This window comes from Methylobacterium sp. E-045, assembly GCF_022829685.1.
Taxonomy (GTDB): Bacteria; Pseudomonadota; Alphaproteobacteria; order Rhizobiales; family Beijerinckiaceae; genus Methylobacterium.
In genome coordinates this window covers 90,811-107,878 of the sequence record NZ_JAKSYE010000083.1, presented here as the reverse complement: position 1 = coordinate 107,878, position 17,068 = coordinate 90,811, and the positions used below count along the sequence as shown (strand labels likewise).

At 68.2% G+C, this 17,068-nt stretch carries 12 protein-coding genes; 5 read left to right on the top strand and 7 right to left on the bottom strand.

What is annotated here, in order from left to right; translation table 11 throughout:
• The first annotated feature begins 14 nt into the window (after positions 1–14).
• Together MKK51_RS13560 and MKK51_RS13555 are read left to right on the top strand one after the other, a co-directional pair.
• Positions 15–3,962: a beta strand repeat-containing protein gene (locus MKK51_RS13560; RefSeq protein ID WP_243977791.1), complete on the top strand. Its 3,948-nt coding sequence runs from the start codon at positions 15–17 to the stop codon at positions 3,960–3,962.
• A gap of 489 nt (positions 3,963–4,451) precedes the next feature.
• On the top strand, positions 4,452–5,453 hold the full coding sequence (locus MKK51_RS13555; RefSeq protein WP_243977789.1) for a polysaccharide pyruvyl transferase family protein: 1,002 nt from the start codon (positions 4,452–4,454) through the stop codon (positions 5,451–5,453).
• Between the two features lie 235 nt (positions 5,454–5,688).
• On the opposite strand, the gene MKK51_RS13550 is transcribed toward MKK51_RS13555, so the two are convergent.
• Both MKK51_RS13550 and MKK51_RS13545 read right to left on the bottom strand, forming a co-directional pair.
• Positions 5,689–6,348, bottom strand: a complete 660-nt coding sequence (locus MKK51_RS13550; RefSeq protein ID WP_056149002.1) for a 3-oxoacid CoA-transferase subunit B — start codon at positions 6,346–6,348, stop codon at positions 5,689–5,691.
• Positions 6,349–6,368: 20 nt separating this feature from the next.
• The gene (locus tag MKK51_RS13545; RefSeq protein ID WP_243977788.1) at positions 6,369–7,097 is read right to left on the bottom strand and encodes a CoA transferase subunit A; all 729 of its coding nucleotides are present in this window, start codon (positions 7,095–7,097) and stop codon (positions 6,369–6,371) included.
• 429 nt (positions 7,098–7,526) lie between these two features.
• On the opposite strand from MKK51_RS13545, the gene MKK51_RS13540 reads away from it, so the two are divergent.
• Positions 7,527–9,458 (top strand): AsmA family protein, encoded by a 1,932-nt coding sequence (locus tag MKK51_RS13540; RefSeq protein WP_243977786.1) that lies wholly within the window; start codon positions 7,527–7,529, stop codon positions 9,456–9,458.
• On the opposite strand, the gene MKK51_RS13535 is transcribed toward MKK51_RS13540, so the two are convergent.
• Genes MKK51_RS13535 through MKK51_RS13520 form a run of 4 tightly spaced genes read right to left on the bottom strand, consistent with a single transcriptional unit; the run spans position 9,446 to position 12,889 of the window.
• Positions 9,446–10,231: an ABC transporter permease gene (locus MKK51_RS13535; RefSeq protein WP_243977784.1), complete on the bottom strand. Its 786-nt coding sequence runs from the start codon at positions 10,229–10,231 to the stop codon at positions 9,446–9,448. The two genes, MKK51_RS13540 and MKK51_RS13535, sit on opposite strands and share 13 nt — an antisense overlap.
• Positions 10,228–11,115, bottom strand: a complete 888-nt coding sequence (locus MKK51_RS13530; protein ID WP_243977782.1) for an ABC transporter permease — start codon at positions 11,113–11,115, stop codon at positions 10,228–10,230. Before MKK51_RS13530 ends, MKK51_RS13535 begins: the two co-directional genes overlap by 4 nt.
• Positions 11,115–12,200, bottom strand: a complete 1,086-nt coding sequence (locus MKK51_RS13525; protein WP_243977780.1) for an ABC transporter ATP-binding protein — start codon at positions 12,198–12,200, stop codon at positions 11,115–11,117. The genes MKK51_RS13530 and MKK51_RS13525 overlap by 1 nt, the downstream gene beginning before the upstream one ends.
• Positions 12,197–12,889 carry a Crp/Fnr family transcriptional regulator gene (locus MKK51_RS13520; RefSeq protein WP_036266543.1) on the bottom strand — a complete coding sequence of 231 codons (693 nt, stop codon included), beginning with the start codon at positions 12,887–12,889 and terminating at the stop codon, positions 12,197–12,199. The genes MKK51_RS13525 and MKK51_RS13520 overlap by 4 nt, the downstream gene beginning before the upstream one ends.
• Before the next feature lie 336 nt (positions 12,890–13,225).
• Between MKK51_RS13520 and MKK51_RS13515 the strand changes: the two genes are divergently transcribed.
• Positions 13,226–14,116: a UDP-3-O-acyl-N-acetylglucosamine deacetylase gene (locus MKK51_RS13515; protein ID WP_243977778.1), complete on the top strand. Its 891-nt coding sequence runs from the start codon at positions 13,226–13,228 to the stop codon at positions 14,114–14,116.
• Between the two features lie 21 nt (positions 14,117–14,137).
• On the opposite strand, the gene MKK51_RS13510 is transcribed toward MKK51_RS13515, so the two are convergent.
• Entirely contained in the window at positions 14,138–15,073 is a 936-nt protein-coding gene (locus MKK51_RS13510) for an AEC family transporter (protein ID WP_243977777.1), read from the bottom strand.
• Between the two features lie 118 nt (positions 15,074–15,191).
• Here MKK51_RS13510 and MKK51_RS13505 point away from each other — a divergent pair, with 118 nt between their 5' ends.
• Entirely contained in the window at positions 15,192–17,066 is a 1,875-nt protein-coding gene (locus MKK51_RS13505) for an ABC-F family ATP-binding cassette domain-containing protein (RefSeq protein ID WP_243977767.1), read from the top strand.
• The last annotated feature ends 2 nt before the right edge of the window (positions 17,067–17,068 follow it).

Below are 17,068 nucleotides of genomic sequence, written 5' to 3'. Positions count from 1 at the left end.
TGGTGAGCTACGAGGTGAGCGACGGCAAGGTCACGGTCGCCCAGACCGAGACCATCACCATCACCGGCACCAACGACAAGACGATCCTCAGCGCCATCACCTCCCCGGCCAGCGTGGCCGAATTGGGCGATGCGAGTGCCCAGGATCTGGCGGCCGTCACCGGCACGCTGAGCTTCAGCGACCTCGACGTCGGCGAAACGCTGAACGCCTCGATCGCGGGTTCGAGCCTCAAGCTCAACGGCGTTGTCCTGACGGGTGATCAAGCAGAACTCCTGCAGACGGCCCTCGTCGAAGGGAAGTTGACCTTCGACGCAGGCACCGGTTCGAACGGCGCGACGCAGACGCTCGGCTACACCTACAACGCGGCGGCGGCCGACCTCGACTTCCTCAAGGCGACTGACACCCTCACCGTGAGCTACCAGGTCAAGGTCGGGGACTCCGATCCGCAGGCCGTCAGCTTCACCGTGACCGGTACGCAGGACGCGACGACCACCGTCGCCGATATCCTCGAGACGTCCGAGGATTCGCCCCTCGTCACGGATGCCGGATCGGGCGTTCTCTTCAACGACGCCGATCGCGATGGCGGCAGTGAGCTTCACGTCATCGGCATCCGCGCCGGTACCGGATCGACCGGTTTCTCGTCCGTCTCGGACACGACCGGGGCGACCGTGACCACGTCTCTCGGGACCCTCGTCATCAAGTCGGACGGAAGCTACACCTTCACGCCCAACTCGAAGGCGCAGGAGCTGCAGGAGGGCGACGCCAACGTCGCGACCTTCACCTACCAGGTGAAAGACGTCAACGATTCCAACGCCCTGCCGGTGACCCAGACCCTCCGGGTCATCGTCAACGGGGAGAACGACGCGTCCGTCCTCGATCTGAACGGAGCCGGTTCCGGAACCGGCACCGCCCTCACCTTCACGGAGAATGGCGCCGCCATCGCCATCGCCCCCGCGCTGCAGCTTTCGGATATCGACGATGCCGTCCTGAGCGGCGCGGTGGTGACGCTGACGAATGCCCAGACGAGCGACACCCTTGCGGTTTCCGGCCTGCCCACGGGCATGACCGCGAGCACCACGACGGTGAACGGCGTGATCACGCTCACGTTGAGTGGTGATTTTTCGGCGGCCGATTATGCGGCGGCGCTTCGGCAGGTGACGTTCCAGAACACCTCGGACGATCCGGCCGTCACTCCCCGCAGCATCACCTTCGCCGTGGACGATGGGCATGGCCTGTCGCCCGTCGTGACCGCCAGCGTATCGATCACCGCCACCAACGATGCGGCAACGTTCGGAGGTGACCTGATCAAGACTCTGACGGAGACGAACTCGGCCACGGATGTCTCGACGACGGGAACGCTGACATCGGCCGATGTCGATGGGATCGCAAACGCGTTCACTCCGCTGGTGAAGAGCGGTCTCTACGGAACGCTGACGCTCGCCGAAGACGGCAGCTATCAGTATGTGGCGAGTTCCGCTCACGACAACTTCGCCGACGGTGTGGTCTACACCGACACCTTCACGGTGAAGGCTGCCGACGGCACCGAACAGTCGGTCTCGTTCAAGCTCACGGGCACCAACGACGCCCCGACGGTGACGGCGGCGCTGACGGCCTCGGCCAACGAGGGCGCTCCGTCCTTCACCAAGAACCTGCTGGAAGGTGCGACCGACGTCGACGACGGCGCCACGCTGTCGGTGAAATCGGTGACCTACGAGATCGACGGCGTCACGGTTTCGGCTCCGGCCGGGATCAGCGTGTCGGGTTCGACCCTGACGGTGGATGCGTCCAACGCGGCGTTCAACCACCTCGCGGCCGGCGTGACCGAGACGATCGTGGTGAAGTACGAGGTCAGTGACGGGACGGCCACGGCCGCCCAGAGCGAGACCATCATTATCACGGGCACCAACGACGTCCCGACGGTGGCGGCAGCGCTGACGGTCTCGGCCATCGAGGGCGCTCCGTCCTTCACCAAGAACCTGCTGGAAGGTGCGACCGACCTCGACGACGGCGCGGTGCTGTCGGTGAAATCGGTGACCTACGAGGTCGACGGTGTCACGGTTTCGGCTCCGGCCGGGATCAGCCTGACGGGCTCGACCCTCACGGTGGATGCGTCCAACGCGGCGTTCAACCACCTCGCGGCCGGCGCGACCGAGACGATCGTGGTGAAGTACGAGGTCAGCGACGGGACGGCCACGGCCGCCCAGAGCGAGACCATCACCATCACGGGCACCAACGACGCCCCGACCGCCGTGGCCGACAATGGATCGGTGGCTCAGAGATTGTCGATCGACGGCAATGTCCTGACCAACGATCTGGATGTCGATCTGGGTGATCGTCTCGAGATCACGTCCGTGACCTCGGGGGAAACCACGAAGGCACCGTCCAACGGAGTGGCGACCCTTGCCGGCGCGTACGGGACGCTGACCCTCAACCAGGATGGCTCGTACTCGTACCTGGCGGACAAGGAGGGGATCCTCGCCGTCGGCCAGACCGGCACCGACGATTTCGTCTACGTCGCGAAGGACACCGGCGGGCAATCCACGACGGAGCATCTCACGATCACGGTCACGGGGTCGGCTCTCGGAACCTCGGGCGACAACACCTTCCTCCTCACGGGGACCGGCACGTCCGCCACGGGTCTGGGGGGTGACGACCGCTACATCGTCGACAACGCCGCCGATCAAGCGACCGAGGCTGCCAACGGCGGCACCGATACGGTCGTCACCAGCGTCAACTACACGTTGAAGGCGGGTCAGGAGATCGAACGGCTCCAGAGTTCGGGGTCGGGCGCCTTCACGTTGACCGGCAACGAGTTCGACAACACCATCATCGGAGGCGACGGCAACGACGTCATCAACGGCAAGGCCGGTGCGGATACGATGGTGGGTGGTAGCGGCGCCGACAGCTATTTCGTCGACAACGCGGGCGATCAGGTGATCGAGGCCGGGCTTGGCGGAGACGACACGGTTTCCGTCGCGGTCAGCTACACGCTGGCCAGTGGTCAGGAGATCGAGACCCTGCGCGCGCTGGGCAGCACCGGCCTGACGCTCACCGGCAACGAAGTGAACAACAAGATCGTCGGTGGTGCCGGAAACGACATCCTGGACGGTAAGGCCGGGGCGGACGCTCTCTTCGGCGGTCTCGGGAACGACACCTATTACGTCGATCAGGCGGGTGATCAGGTGACCGAGGCAGTGGGTGGCGGCAACGACACCGTATATGCCAGTGTCAGCTACACGCTGAAGGCCGGCCAGGAAATCGAGACCCTGCAGTCCTCGAGCACGACCGGAGTGACGTTGACCGGCAACGAGAAGGCCAACGCGATCTTCGGCGGCCAAGGCAACGACATCATCGATGGCAAGGCGGGCGCGGATACCCTGTCGGGCGGTCAAGGCAACGACACCTACTACGTCGACAATGCCAGCGACCAGGTCCTCGAGACGTCGTCCAACGGTACCGCCGATGCCGTGTTCACCAGCGTGAGCTTCAAGCTGGGAGCCGGGCAGGAAATCGAGACCCTGACCGCCGTCGGCTCGAAGGGCCTGACGCTGACCGGGAACGAGTTCGCCAACACCATCGTGGGAGGAGGCGGGAACGACGTCCTGGTCGGCGGTCTTGCACGAGATGTACTCACGGGAGGGGCCGGGAAGGACACCTTCACCTTCGTGACGCTGAACGACAGTGTCTCCGGAACCGCGACGCGCGACGTCATCACGGACTTCAAGATCGGAACCGATGTCGTCGATCTGTCATCGATCGATGCGGTATCGAATGTCCTCGGCGATCAGTCGTTCACCTTCATCTCGGGGGCATTCACCAAACAGGCCGGACAGCTGCACACGATCCAATCCGGCGGCTCGACGATCGTCGAAGGCGATGTGGATGGAAATGGAAAGGCGGACTTCCAGATCGTACTGAAGAGCGTGGTCGACGTTCTGCACGCGAACGACTTCGTCCTCTAGTCGCACCGGTTGAACCGACCGGCTGCCTTCAGGCCGGAGTGATCGGGACGATCGCTCCGGACCGCGCGGGGCCGGAGACAAAGCCAAACGAAGCGGCGTCGGCGGTGGGTTGCTCCACCGTCGGCGCCGCTTCGTTTTCCATCCGCGCTGTCGCCGAGGCTCCGCTCGCCTCCGGGAGAGCCGGCGCACCGATATCTCCGCTCCGATGCGAGCCTCGATGCGTCAGGCTGCATCGCGCATCGTCCGGGCACGTGGAGGCTGGTACGGACGAGGGGATGGCGGCGTCGGCAATAGGGCTGCGCGCCATCGGCCGACTGACCCGCCCTGGAAGGATCAGTATACGCATTCGCCTCGACACAGGCTTTGCACCCTGAGATAAGCCTCCGGCGATCGCTGGATGACGAGGCTTATTAAGTCTTTGCCATCGCGTCCCATTTTTCCGGGGAACGGCTTCGAATCTGGAGCCGGCTCAGCAGGGAGAGACGAACATTGGCGAATGATGAAGAAGCTGTTGCCGAGAAGACGTTCCTGACCTTCCTCAGGAATGGAGAGCGGGACGCTTTCCTCCAATTGGAAGCCGAGCTGCTGGGCCAGTCGGTCGAGAAGTGGGGAGCGCTCGTAGCGGCCTATCGCTCTCTGCTCACCTTCGACGATATCGCGGCGGAGGCCGGACTCGACGAGCGGTTTCGTCCGAAGATCTGGTGGATGCGCAGTCCGTTCCCGGGGAATTTCGGCGATATCCTGACACCCTACGTGCTCTGGCATGCCTTCGGCGTCATGCCCCGCTGGTACAGTTCGAAACAGGCTGACGGACTCTGCATCGGCAGCATCGCCAAGTTCGCCCGCCCCGGCATGCATCTGTGGGGAACCGGCATGCCCCGCAGCACCGACGACATCTGCCCGACCGCGATCTATGCGGCGGTTCGCGGACCGCTGTCGCGCGAGGCCGTTCTGGCCGCGGGCGGGCAATGTCCCGAAATCTACGGCGACGCGGCCATCCTGCTGCCCGAGCTCTATGCGCCCGTTGTGGAGAAGACCCACACGGTCGGCATCATCGCCCACGTCCTGCAGGAAGCGCGGATCCGCCAGGCCGTCGAGGCGGTGGGCGCCGACCACGTGAAGGTCATCTCGCTCTTGGCCGTGTCGTTCGAGGATATCGAGCGGGTGATCCGCGAGATCCTCTCCTGCGAGGAGATCGTCACCACCTCGCTGCACGGCCTCATCGTGGCGCATGCCTATGGTGTCCCCGCACAATCGGCGCGGCTGGCGGAGGGCAAGAAGGAGGCGAAGGATTCCTTCAAGATGCGGGACTACAAGCAATCGGTGGGGCTCTCCGACGAAGCCCTCGAGCTTCCCCGCACGTTCGACGACCTCGCCTGGCTCGACCGCCGCGCCTGCGTGCTTCCGCCCTCCCCCCTCGACACGAAGCCCCTGCGGGCGGCCTTCCCGTTCCCGGTCCGGTTTCGGGAGCCGCCGGCCGCGAGGGCTTAGAGTTCACGCGAAAAGACCGCTCCCGCCAGGAAAAGGGTTCCCGCTGCGAATGCGGCGGGAGCCCTTCCAGGGTGGATCGTCGGGTTCGGACCGCAGTCCTGTCAGAGTGCCTTATCCCAAGTCCCGCCGACCCCGATCCATGGGTCGGGCTCATCGAGGCCCGGCATCACACAGGTCCCGGCCACCACCGGCTCTCGTTCGGGGCACGGCGGCGGGTCGGAAGTTGTGAAAGCACTCAGTTCAGCGCCACGGTGAAGGCGCCCTGGGTCTTGGAGCGGATCTCCTCCTCGGTGACGCCGTCGGCGAGTTCGACCAGGACCATGCCGCCGTCGCCCTTCTTGTCGATGGTGAAGACGCCGAGATCCGTGATCACCATGTCGACCACGGCGGTGCCGGTCAGCGGCAGGTCGCAGGCGGTGAGGAGCTTGGGCGCCTCCGACCCGTCCTTGCCCTTGGCGGTGTGCTCCATCACCACCACCACCTTCTTCACGCCGGCGACGAGATCCATGGCGCCGCCCATGCCCTTCACCATCTTGCCGGGGATCATCCAGTTGGCGAGGTCGCCGTTCTCCGCCACCTGCATGGCGCCGAGGATCGACAGGTTGATGTGCCCGCCCCGGACCATGCCGAAGGAATCGGAGGACGAGAAATAGCTCGTGGTCGGCAATTCGGTGATCGTCTGCTTGCCGGCATTGATGAGGTCGGGGTCTTCCTCGCCCTCGTAGGGGAAGGGGCCCATGCCGAGCATGCCGTTCTCGGATTGCAGCTGAACCGACATGCCGTCGGGGATGTAGTTCGAGACCAGGGTCGGAATGCCGATGCCGAGGTTCACGTAGTAGCCGTCGCGCAGCTCCTTGGCGGCGCGCGCCGCCATCTGTTCGCGGGTCCAGGCCATGGTGGTGTCTCCCTAGGATGTCAGACGGCGGCGGAGGAGGCGGCGGTCTCGCCACGCTTGCGCGTGGTGCGCTGCTCGATCCTCTTCTCGCGGATGGCCACGTGGATGATGCGCTTGACGAAGATGCCCGGCGTATGGATCGCGTCCCCGTCGATCTCGCCGGGCTGGACCAGATGCTCCACCTGGGCGACCGTCACCTTGGCGGCGGTGGCCATCATCGGATTGAAGTTGCGGGCGGTCTTTCGATAGACGAGGTTGCCCTCGGTATCGCCCTTCCAGGCGTGGACGATGGCGAGATCCGCGAACAGCCCGCGCTCCATCACGTAATCCTCGCCGTCGAACTCGCGCACCTCCTTGCCCTCGGCGATGAGCGTGCCGACGCCGGTCTTGGTGAAGAAGGCGGGAATGCCCGCCCCGCCGGCGCGGATGCGCTCGGCCAGCGTCCCTTGCGGGTTGAACTCGATGGCGAGTTCGCCGCCGAGATACTGGCGGGCGAATTCCTTGTTCTCACCCACATAGGAGGAGATCATCTTCGCGATCTGGCGGGTCTGCAGCAGCTTGCCGAGGCCGACATTGTCGATGCCGGCATTGTTGGAGATGACGGTGAGATCCTTGACCCCTGACGCCTGGATCGCGTCGATCAGCTCGTCAGGGATGCCGCAAAGGCCGAAGCCGCCGGCCATGATCGTCATGCCGTCCTCGAGCAAGCCGGCGACCGCCTGCGTGGCGTCGGAATATACCTTCTTCATCTCAAGCCTTCCTCCCGGAATCCGGTCCCTGGCGCCGTTTCGGGCCGCCCTGCGAAACGCGAGCCAATCCCGCCGTCCCGGCCCGGCTCGCGCGGGGCTCAGGTCTACCAAGGGGGCTGGCCAAGTCCGTCTGTCCTGTCTCTGCGCCAGGATCGGGCGTTTCGGCAAGATCCTGCGGGAGAACATCGGGGTGGAAAGGATAAGGGTGGCGAGACCTGTAGCAGGATGCGCCGTCGGGGGAGGATGATCGCAAGGAGGGGAGGCTGCTTCCGAATGCTCCACCGCGGAGAAATGATGCATGGCAGACAAACCCCGTCCGGCTCGCTATGGAAGGAGACGGGGGGCAGGTTTTTGGAAGATCGACCGCAGCGGCGAGGCGAGGCCGTGCGCGGGACCGCGCGTCGCGGTTTTGCTCCGATAGGGAGAGATATGCCGCTCCGCCGCCTCCTGCCGGCCCTCTGTTTCGGCAGCCTCGTCCTCGCCCTGATCGCGGCCTGCCTGCCCTGGTCCGTGGCCTCCGCGCGCCTGACGCGGGGCGTCGGCAAGTCGCTGGCGACCGGTTACGGAATCGCGATGACGGCCGAGGGGCCGGCGGGGATCGCCCTGCTTCCCGTTCCCCGGCTGGATTTCGAGGGCGTCCGGCTCAGTGCCGGGACGGTGGACGGGCCGCTACTCGCCGAGGGCGGATCGCTCACCCTCAAGCTCGGGATCCGTGCGCTCCTCGCCGGCCGCATCGAGATCGACACCCTCTCCCTCGAACGCACCACGATCACCCTCCCCGTCGATGACGGGGATCGGCGCTGGGTCGAGCCGTTCCGTCGCCTGAAGACGCGCCTGACCGAGGGCGGCGCTGTCCGTCCCCGTCGCATCAGCCTCACGGATGCGACGCTGGTGGGCCGCGATCCCCGCGACGGCAGTGCCCAGACCGCCAGCGACGTCGATCTGGTCCTCGCCTGGCCGTTCTGGAGTTCGCAGACCAACGTCGCGGGAAGCTTCATCTGGAACGAGACGCCCACCCGGTTCTCGCTGTCCGGGGTTCGTCTGGACGAGCTGTTCTCGGGCCGCGAATCCCCGTTCTCGGCCAGCGCGACCTGGCCCGCGGGCCAGATGACGGCGGAGGGACGCGGCAGCCTCGCCGACGGGGTGTCGCTTCGCGGCCAGGGCAGCCTGCAGACCCGTTCCCTGCGTGAGACCTTGGCCTGGGCGGGGACGGACATCGCCCTGTCGCCCTTCCTCGAGACCCTGGCCATCGACGGCACGTTCGAGAGTTCGGGCCGCACCCTGCTCCTGCCGTCCATGCGTCTGCGGCTCGGAGACAACAGCCTCGAAGGGGCCGGCTCGATCAGCTTCGGCCAGGGTCGCCCGGCCCTGCAGGCGACCCTGGCGGCGGAGAGCCTGAACCTCGCCCCCGTCCTGGTCACCCTGGTCCGGGTCTTCGGCTCGGACGACACGTTGAACGCCAACGGCTGGAGCCGGCAGAGCCTGGCCCTGCGGCCCTTCACCGGAGGCGACCTCGACCTGCGTCTCTCGGCGGGCAGTGCCCGCCTCGGCCCGGTGGTCATGGAGGATCTCGCATCCAGCGTCCTGGTGCGCGAAGGCAACGTGGAAGGCTCTCTCGTCCGCGCGATGGTGAGGGGCGGCCTCGTCAAGGGACGGTTCGGCCTCACCACCTCGGCCACCGATCGCGGCGAGACGGAACTGCGTGCGCAGGGCGCTTTCGACCAGCTCGATTTCGGGGCCTTTCTGGGCGATGTCGGGCAGGAGGCGTGGATCCTGGGCAACGCCCAGGGACAGTTCACCCTCGAGGGTTCGGGCCGTACCGCCGCCGGGCTGATCGCCCACCTCAGCGGCCGCTCGTCCTTCGCCATGGAGAACGGCACCCTCGCCGGGCTCGACCTCGCCGACGTGGTCCACCGCAACGGCGTCGCCGTCGATGGCGCCCTGGTCCGCCGGAATGGCCGCACGCCCTTCGAGCGCGCGGGGGTGATCCTTCGCTTCGCCGACGGGATCGGCGACATCACCGATGGCATTCTGAAGACGACGTCGTTGTCCGCGTCCCTGCGCGGAACCCTGTCGCTGCCGGAGCGGACCCTCGCCGCCAGGGCGGAGCTGATCCCGCGCGCTTCCAGCGACACCGTCCTGCGTCCGGTCCCGCCCCAGAGCCTGTCTCCGGCCCTGTCGAAGGGGCCGCTGTTCGACATCGATGGTCCCTGGGACGCCGTCGCCGTTCGCGTCATCCCGCGCGAGGGCGGTTCCGATCTCGACTCCCGGGGCGGCTCGATCCTCGCTCCCGGTGCCATGCAGGCGCCGCGGACGGGGGCGCTCGACCTGCCCATGCGGGTGCGGGCCTACGTGCCCTGAGCTCCGGCGGAGGACCGGCCGGTGAGGAACGACGCCGCCAGCACGACGAGGGTGACCCCGCCGACGAGAAGCGTCGAAGCGGCGTTGATCTCCGGGTTCACCCCGAGACGGACCTGGCTGTAGAGCCGCATCGGCAGGGTCGTCGCCCCCGGTCCCGAGACGAAGCTCGCGATGACGAGGTCGTCGAGGGAGAGGGTGAAGGCGAGGAGGAACGCCGCCGCCAGGGACGGCGCGATCAGCGGCAGGGTGACCGTGACGAAGACCCGGACGGGTCCCGCTCCGAGATCCGCCGCCGCCTCCTCCAGGGAACGGTCGAGCCCCTTCAACCGGGCGCCCACCACCACGGCGACGAAACCGAGGCCGAGGGTGGCATGGGCGATGACCAGGGTCACGAGACCGCGGTCGAGGCCGAGCCCGACGAAGAGCAGCAGCAGCGACAGGCCGGTGATCACCTCCGGCATCACCATCGGCGCGTAGACGAGGCCGGTGAAGGTGCCCCGTCCGCCGAAGCGGCCGCTGCGGTCCAGGGCCAGGGCCGCCAGCGTGCCGAGGATCGTCGCCACCAGGGCGGCGAGCGACGCCACTTTCAGGGAGACCAGGGCGGCGGCGATGAGCGGGCCGTCGTCGAGGAGTACCCCGTACCAGCGTGTGGAGAACCCGCCCCAGACCGTGACGAGGGACGAGGCGTTGAACGAGAAGACGACGAGGACGGCGATCGGCGCGTAGAGGAAGGCGAGTCCGAGCCCGAGGCTGAGGCGGTTGAGCGGACTCATCGGCCGACCCCGCCGCGCTCGCGCTCGGCATCCCGGAACAGCACGATCGGTCCGACGATGAGGACGAGGAGCAGCACCGCCACCGCCGAGGCGAGCGGCCAGTCGCGGTTGGAGAAGAACTCGCTCCACAGAACGCGGCCGAGCATGAGCGTACCGGAGCCGCCGAGGAGATCGGGGATGATGAACTCGCCCACCATCGGGATGAAGCACAGGAGCGCGCCCGCGGCGATGCCGGGCCGCGCCAGCGGCAGCGTCACGGTCCAGAACGCCCGCGCCGGCGAGGCGCCGAGATCGGCGGCGGCCTCCGTCAGGGCCGGGTCGAGGCGGGAGAGCACGGCATAGAGCGGCAGCACCATGAAGGGCAGGTAGGCGTAGGTCAGGCCGATCATCACTGCGGCCGGCGTGTTCAGGATGTCGAGGGGGCGGGCGACGAGGCCGGTCCAGAGGAGGCCGGCATTGAGCAGGCCCTCGGGCTTCAGGATCGCGATCCAGGCATAGATGCGGATGAGGAAACTCGTCCAGAACGGCACGATCACCAGGGCCACGAGGAGCGGCTGGAGCCGGGCCGGCGAGCGGGCCAGCGCATGGGCGACGGGCGTGCCGAGGATCACCAGGATCGCCGTCGCCGTGGCGGCATAGAGCAGGGAGGACAGGGCCGCGTCGCGATACAGGCTGTCGCCGGCCAGGGTCTCGAAATTGGCGAAGTCCAGGGCTTCGAGGAAGGCGCCCCATCCGTCGATCCCGGCGCTCCAGTCGAGCACCGGCAGGTAGGGCGGCTGCGCCGTCGCCGGCGAGGACAGGCTGATCTTGAGGGTGATGAGGCAGGGCAGCAGCACGAAGGCGGCGAGCCACAGATACGGCGCAACCGGGAGGAGCCGCTTCATCACGCCGCCATGACCGTCGCGGCCTCGGGGGCGAAGGACAGGCGCACCGGGACGCCACTGGCGATCCCGGCTCCGGCGGGCAGGCTCGCGCGGATCGTGCTGCCGTCAGCCATGCGGATCTGGAGGCGGATGCGGTCGCCGAGATAGGTGGAGGTCTCGACGTGCCCGTGGAGGGCGTTGCGATCTCCGGCGGCCTTCGGATCGACGGCTGAAGCCCCGACGCGCTCCGGGCGCAGGGCGATCACGGCGGGTGCGCCGGCGGCCGGGGCGCCCTCCCCGAGGGCGAGGACCGGCCCGAGGGCGGTCTCGACCCGCACCAGCGCTCCATTGGCGTCCCGGACCGTCCCCGGAATGAGGTTCACGTCGCCCAGCAGGCCGGCGACGAAGCGGTTGGCGGGCCGTTCGTAGAGCGTCTCGGGCCGGCCGATCTGGACGAGGCGGCCCCTGTCCATCACGCCGATCCGGTCTGCCAGCGCCATGGCCTCCGAGGGATCGTGAGTGACGATGACGAAGGCGGTGCCGAGGCGGCGCTGGATCGTGCGCAATTCGCCCTGGGTCTGCTCGCGCAGGCCCCGGTCGAGGGCGCCGAGGGGCTCGTCGAGGAGGAGCACCTTCGGTTCGCGCGCCAGGGCGCGGGCCAGGGCGACGCGCTGGCGCTGGCCGCCGGACAGGGTCTCAGGCGCCCGGTTCCCGAACTCCTCCAGCCGCACCAGGCGCAGCAAGTCCTCCACGCGGGCGGAGGCGGCCGCACGGCCGAGGCCCTTCAGCCCGTAGGCGATGTTGCCCGCGACGCTGAGATGGGGAAACAGCGCGTAGGACTGGAACATCATGTTCACCGGCCGCCTGTGCGGGGCGAGGCCGGTGAGATCCGTCCCGTCGAGGCGGATCGATCCGTCCGTCGGCGCCTCGAACCCGGCGATCAGGCGAAGCAGGGTGCTCTTGCCGCAGCCGGAGGGACCGAGCAGGCAGAGAATTTCGCCCGACGGCATGTCGAGCGAGACATCCGCCACCGCGTCATGGGTGCCGAACGTCTTCGTCAGCCGGTGGAGGGAGAGGAACGGGACCACGGCGTTCGGCGCCGTCAATTGTCCTCGCGCAAGGCTTCGGCCACCCGCGCCTCCAGCAGGTCCGGCCGGCGGATGACGAGGGCGCCCCGGGTCCGGTCGATCAGGCCGTCGGCCGCCATCACGGTGAACTCGCGGGTCACCTGCTCGCGCCGGCAGCCGATGCGGGCGGCCAGCACGTGATGATAGGGCGGCGGCGTCACCACCCGTTCGCCGTCGCCGCCGGCACGCGGGACCGACAGGCGCAGCAACTCGGCATAGAGGCGGTGGCGCAGGTCGAGGAGCGCGTGTTCCATGAGCCGCGTGTTGAGTTCGCGCACACGCTTGGCCAGCAGCCGGAACAGACGGTCGGCGATGGCCTCGGAGGCGAAGATCATCTGCCGGAAGGTCGGGGCCGGGACGACACAGACCTCGCCGCGGGTCAGGGCGGTGACGTTGGCCGAGCGGCCGATCCCGTCGAGGGCCGCGAGCTCGCCGAAGAACGCGCCGCCCCGCATCTCGCCGAGGATGACTTCCTTGCCCGATTGCGAGCGGTTGAGGATGCGGACCTCGCCCGAGGCGAGGAAATATACGTCGGTGGAGATGTCGTCGTAATCGACCAGGACTTCGTTTTCGTCGAACCGGCGCCAATGGCAGCGGGTCTCATAGGCCGACAGCTCGATTCCCGGCTCCTTGAAGAAGGGGATTGTCGCCAGCCGTCCTGCAGTCACGGGTATCGTCTCCTAAAGCGGGTGATCGTTAAGCTGCCGGTCCCGTGGGTCAACCCATTCCGGCGGACCATCCCTACCAAAAGTCGCGCCGCCCGTTTTTCGGCGCCGGTGCGGCCCTGCGATCGTGTCGGGGGAAAGACGCCACGCATCGCGCGGAGTTTACCCGCCTTTGCAATCGATCCGGGTTACGCTACCCGCACGCCGACATGAACCGCCTGTCGCGTGCCAATCCCGGTTGATCGCGCCGGGAGCCGAGCCATGCCGGCAGGGTCGGCGCCATCGAGAGACGTCGCAGGCGCGACCCGTCCGGCAGAACCATCCAGGATCGAACCAGCAGTGCCCTCGCCGTCGTCGACCCAGGCTGCGCGCCGCCGGCAGGCGACGCTGTCCGCGAGCTTCCGTCTGACGGGCCGCGGCCTGCATACCGGGCGCCGCGTCACGGTCACGGTCGCGCCCGCTCACGACGACCACGGTATCGTCTTCCGGCGAAGCTTATGCCGGGGGCGGACGGTGGACGTCCCGGCCCTGTGGACCTTTCGCGAGACCCAGCCGCTCTGTACCGCCCTGCGCTCGACCGAGGGGCCGCTGGTCCGCACCGTGGAGCATCTCCTGGCCGCGCTCCACGCGTATCGCATCGACAACGCCCTCGTCTGCCTCGACGCGGAGGAACTGCCGATCTTCGACGGGGGCGCCCTGCCCTGGTGCGAGGCGTTGCGCGCGAGCGGCCGGACCGAGACCGATGCCCCCTTGCGCAGCATCCGCGTGCTGCGGCCCGTCGAGGTCCGCCGGGACCGCCGGTCGTTGAGGATCGAGCCGGCGGATGCGCTTCACCTCTCCGGCCGTCTCGAACTCGCCCATTTCGCCCCCATGCACTGGTCCGGCCCGATCACGCCGGAGGTGTTCGCCGAGCAGCTGGCCCCGTCGCGCAGCTTCGGACGGGCCAAATGGGCGATTCCCGCCAAGATCTACGGCACGCTCCTGCGCAAGCCGCTGCTGCGGGGAGCGAATCTCTCCTCGACCGCCTGTATCGTGGGCGGGCGCATCCTCGGCGGGATGACGGTGCCCGACGAACCGGTGCGCCACCGCATGCTCGACCTCGTCGGCGATCTTGCGCTGGCGGGACGTCCGATCCTCGGCCGGATCGAGGCCGCGCATACGGGGCACGAGCTGAACCACGCCCTGGTCGCGGCGCTGATGAACGATCCCGCCGCCTGGGAACTGACCTGACCGGGGACCCCCCTGGGCGTCTCAGCCGAGACCGGCCAAAGCCAGCACGACGGCCAGGACGAGGGGGAGCGCCGCCCCGGCGATCACGGTCTGGGTCGCCGTGATTCCCGCCATCAGCGGCGCGTCGCCGCCGAGCTGGCGCGACATGATGTAGGACGACGACGCGGTCGGCAGGGTCTGGAACAGCAGCGCTGTCACCGCGGCCGGACCCTTGAGCCCCAAGGCGAGGCAGGCCAGCACGGTGGCGGTCGGCATCAGCCCGAACTTGATCAGGGACGCCACGGCGACCGGCCGGATCCAGCTTCGCGCCGATCCGAAATCGAGGGCGGCGCCGACGCAGAGGAGGCCCAGCGGCAGCGAAGCCTGCCCGAGGGCCCGTAGCATCGGCTCGAGTCCCGGCGGCAGGCCGAGCCCCGACGCCTGGAGCGCGATGCCGCCGAGGCTGCCGACGACCAGGGGATTGAGGGCGATCTGACGCGCGAGGCCGAGGGCCGAGGGCCTCTCGGCCGTGCCGAAACGAGCGAAGACCAGCACGCAGAGCACGTTGACCGTCGGCACGATCGCGGCGTTCGCCACCGCCGCCAGTGCGACGCCCTGAGCGCCGTAGAGGCCGGCCGCAGCCGAGACGCCCACATAGTTGTTGAACCGGATCCCTCCCTGGAACACCGAGGTGAAGGCCGGTCCGCCGAAGCCGAGGCGCGGGCGTGCCGCCAGCACCAGGCCCGCCACCGCCAGGGTCGAGAGAACCAGGACTAGGGCGAGCGCAGCCACGGGCACGTCGGCGAGGCGTGCGGTGGCGAGGCTGTCGAGGAGAAGGCTCGGAAGCAGCACGTAATAGGCGAGGCGTTCGGCCTGCGGCCAGAAGCTCTCGGCGAGGAAGCCGAGGCGGCGCAGGGCCGCGCCGAGCCCTATCAGAAGCGCGATCGGCACGAGGGCGGCGAGAAGCGTCAGGGTCATGGCGGTCCGATTACAGCGCTCCGTCCCCGCCGGATACGCTCCACCGCCGCCCTCCCCTAGCGACGCTCACGCGGATGCTCCCCTTGCAACCCTTGCCGCGCGCCGCCAGAAGCCTTCCATGCTCCGCGTCAACGACCTCACCTACCGCATCGGCGAACGCCTGATCCTCGACGGCGCCACCTTCGTCATTCCGGACAGGGCCCGCGTCGGGCTCGTGGGCCGCAACGGCGCGGGCAAGACGACGCTGTTCAGGGCGATCCTCGGCGAATTGCCCACCGAGGGCGGCACCGTGTCGATGCCCAAGGGCATGCGGATCGGCGCCGTGGCGCAGGAAGCGCCGGCCGGTCCGGAAACGCTGCATGCCGTGGTCCTCGCCGCCGATACCGAGCGGTCTCGCCTGATGGCGGAAGCGGAGCACGCCGACGGCCTGCGCCGGGCGGAGATCGAGACCCGGCTCGTGGACATCGAGGCGCATTCGGCCCCGGCCCGCGCGGCGGCGATCCTGCACGGCCTCGGCTTCGATGCGGAGGCGCAGGGGCGGCCCTGCTCCGATTTCTCCGGCGGCTGGCGCATGCGCGTGGCGCTCGCCGCCGTGCTGTTCTCCGAACCCGACCTGCTGCTTCTGGACGAGCCCACCAACTATCTCGATATCGAAGGCACGATCTGGCTCTACGACTACCTCGAGCGCTATCCGCGCACCGCCGTGATCATCTCCCACGACCGTGATCTCCTCGACGAATGTGTCGACCACATCCTCCATCTCGACCGCGGCAAGCTCTCCATCTACCGGGGCGGCTACACGTCCTTTGCCCGGCAGGTGGCCGAGAAGCGCGTGCTCCAGTCCAAGGCGAAGGCCAAGCAGGATGCGGAGCGGGCGCATCTCCAGAGCTTCGTCGACCGGTTCAAGGCCAAGGCGACGAAGGCACGCCAGGCCCAGTCCCGCGTCAAGCGCCTCGCCAAGATGGAGATCATCGCCTCGGTGATCGAGGACGACGTGCCGGCCTTCCGGCTGCCGAGCCCGGAGCGGCCGCTATCCCCGCCCATCGTCGCCATGGAGCGGGTCCAGGCGGGCTATCCCGACCGGATCGTACTGTCGGGGCTCAACCTCAGCCTCGCTCCCGACGACCGGGTCGCCCTGCTCGGCGCCAACGGCAACGGCAAGTCGACCTTCTGCAAGCTCATCGGCGGTCGCCTGCCCCCGTTGAGCGGCGAGATGCGGCGCTCGGGCAAGATGGAGGTCGCCTATTTCGCCCAGCACCAACTCGACGAGTTGCGCCCGGCCGAGAGCGCCTACGCCCATGTCCGCGACCTGATGCCGGACGTGCCGGAATCGAAAGCCCGCGCCGCCGCCGCCCGCCTCGGCTTCTCGGGGACCAAATCCGAGACGCCGGTCTCGCAGCTCTCGGGCGGCGAGAAGGCGCGCCTGCTGATGGGGCTTGCGGCCTTCAAGGGCCCGCATCTCCTCATCCTCGACGAGCCCACCAACCACCTCGATATCGAGAGCCGGCAGGCCCTGGTGGAGGCGATCAACGAGTACGAGGGGGCGGTCATCCTGGTCTCGCACGACCGCTTCCTGGTGGAGGCCTGCGCCGACCGGCTCTGGCTCGTGGCGAACGGCAGCGTGAAGGCCTTCGACGGTGACATGGACGATTACCGCCGCTTCGTCCTCGCCGGCCCCGAACGCGAGGCTCAGACGAACGCGTCCGAGGCGACCGGCGGGGTGAAGGCGCTGGAGCGCCGCTCCAACGCCGACCGCCGCGTGGCTCTGGCCCCCCTGCGCAAGAAATTGGAGGGGATCGAGGCGCGGATGAAGAAGCTCACCGACGCCATGGCGAAGATCGATGCCGCGCTCGCCGACGGCACCGCTTTCCAGACCAACGCCGCCAAGGCCGGCGAACTCGCCAAGATGCGTTCGGACGCCGCCGCCGCCCTGGAAGCGGCGGAGGAGGAATGGCTCGAGCTGAGCGGGGAGATCGAGGGGGCGACGGCGTGACG

Excerpts from the sequence above, each read along its gene's own strand:
- MKK51_RS13545 (WP_243977788.1), bottom strand. The coding sequence starts at position 7,097 with ATGAAGAAGGTATATTCCGACGCCACGCAGGCGGTCGCCGGCTTGCTC.
- MKK51_RS13510 (WP_243977777.1), bottom strand. The coding sequence starts at position 15,073 with ATGACCCTGACGCTTCTCGCCGCCCTCGTGCCGATCGCGCTTCTGATA.
- MKK51_RS13540 (WP_243977786.1), top strand. The coding sequence starts at position 7,527 with ATGCCGCTCCGCCGCCTCCTGCCGGCCCTCTGTTTCGGCAGCCTCGTC.
- MKK51_RS13505 (WP_243977767.1), top strand. The coding sequence starts at position 15,192 with ATGCTCCGCGTCAACGACCTCACCTACCGCATCGGCGAACGCCTGATC.
- MKK51_RS13550 (WP_056149002.1), bottom strand. The coding sequence starts at position 6,348 with ATGGCCTGGACCCGCGAACAGATGGCGGCGCGCGCCGCCAAGGAGCTG.
- MKK51_RS13535 (WP_243977784.1), bottom strand. The coding sequence starts at position 10,231 with ATGAGTCCGCTCAACCGCCTCAGCCTCGGGCTCGGACTCGCCTTCCTC.
- MKK51_RS13530 (WP_243977782.1), bottom strand. The coding sequence starts at position 11,115 with ATGAAGCGGCTCCTCCCGGTTGCGCCGTATCTGTGGCTCGCCGCCTTC.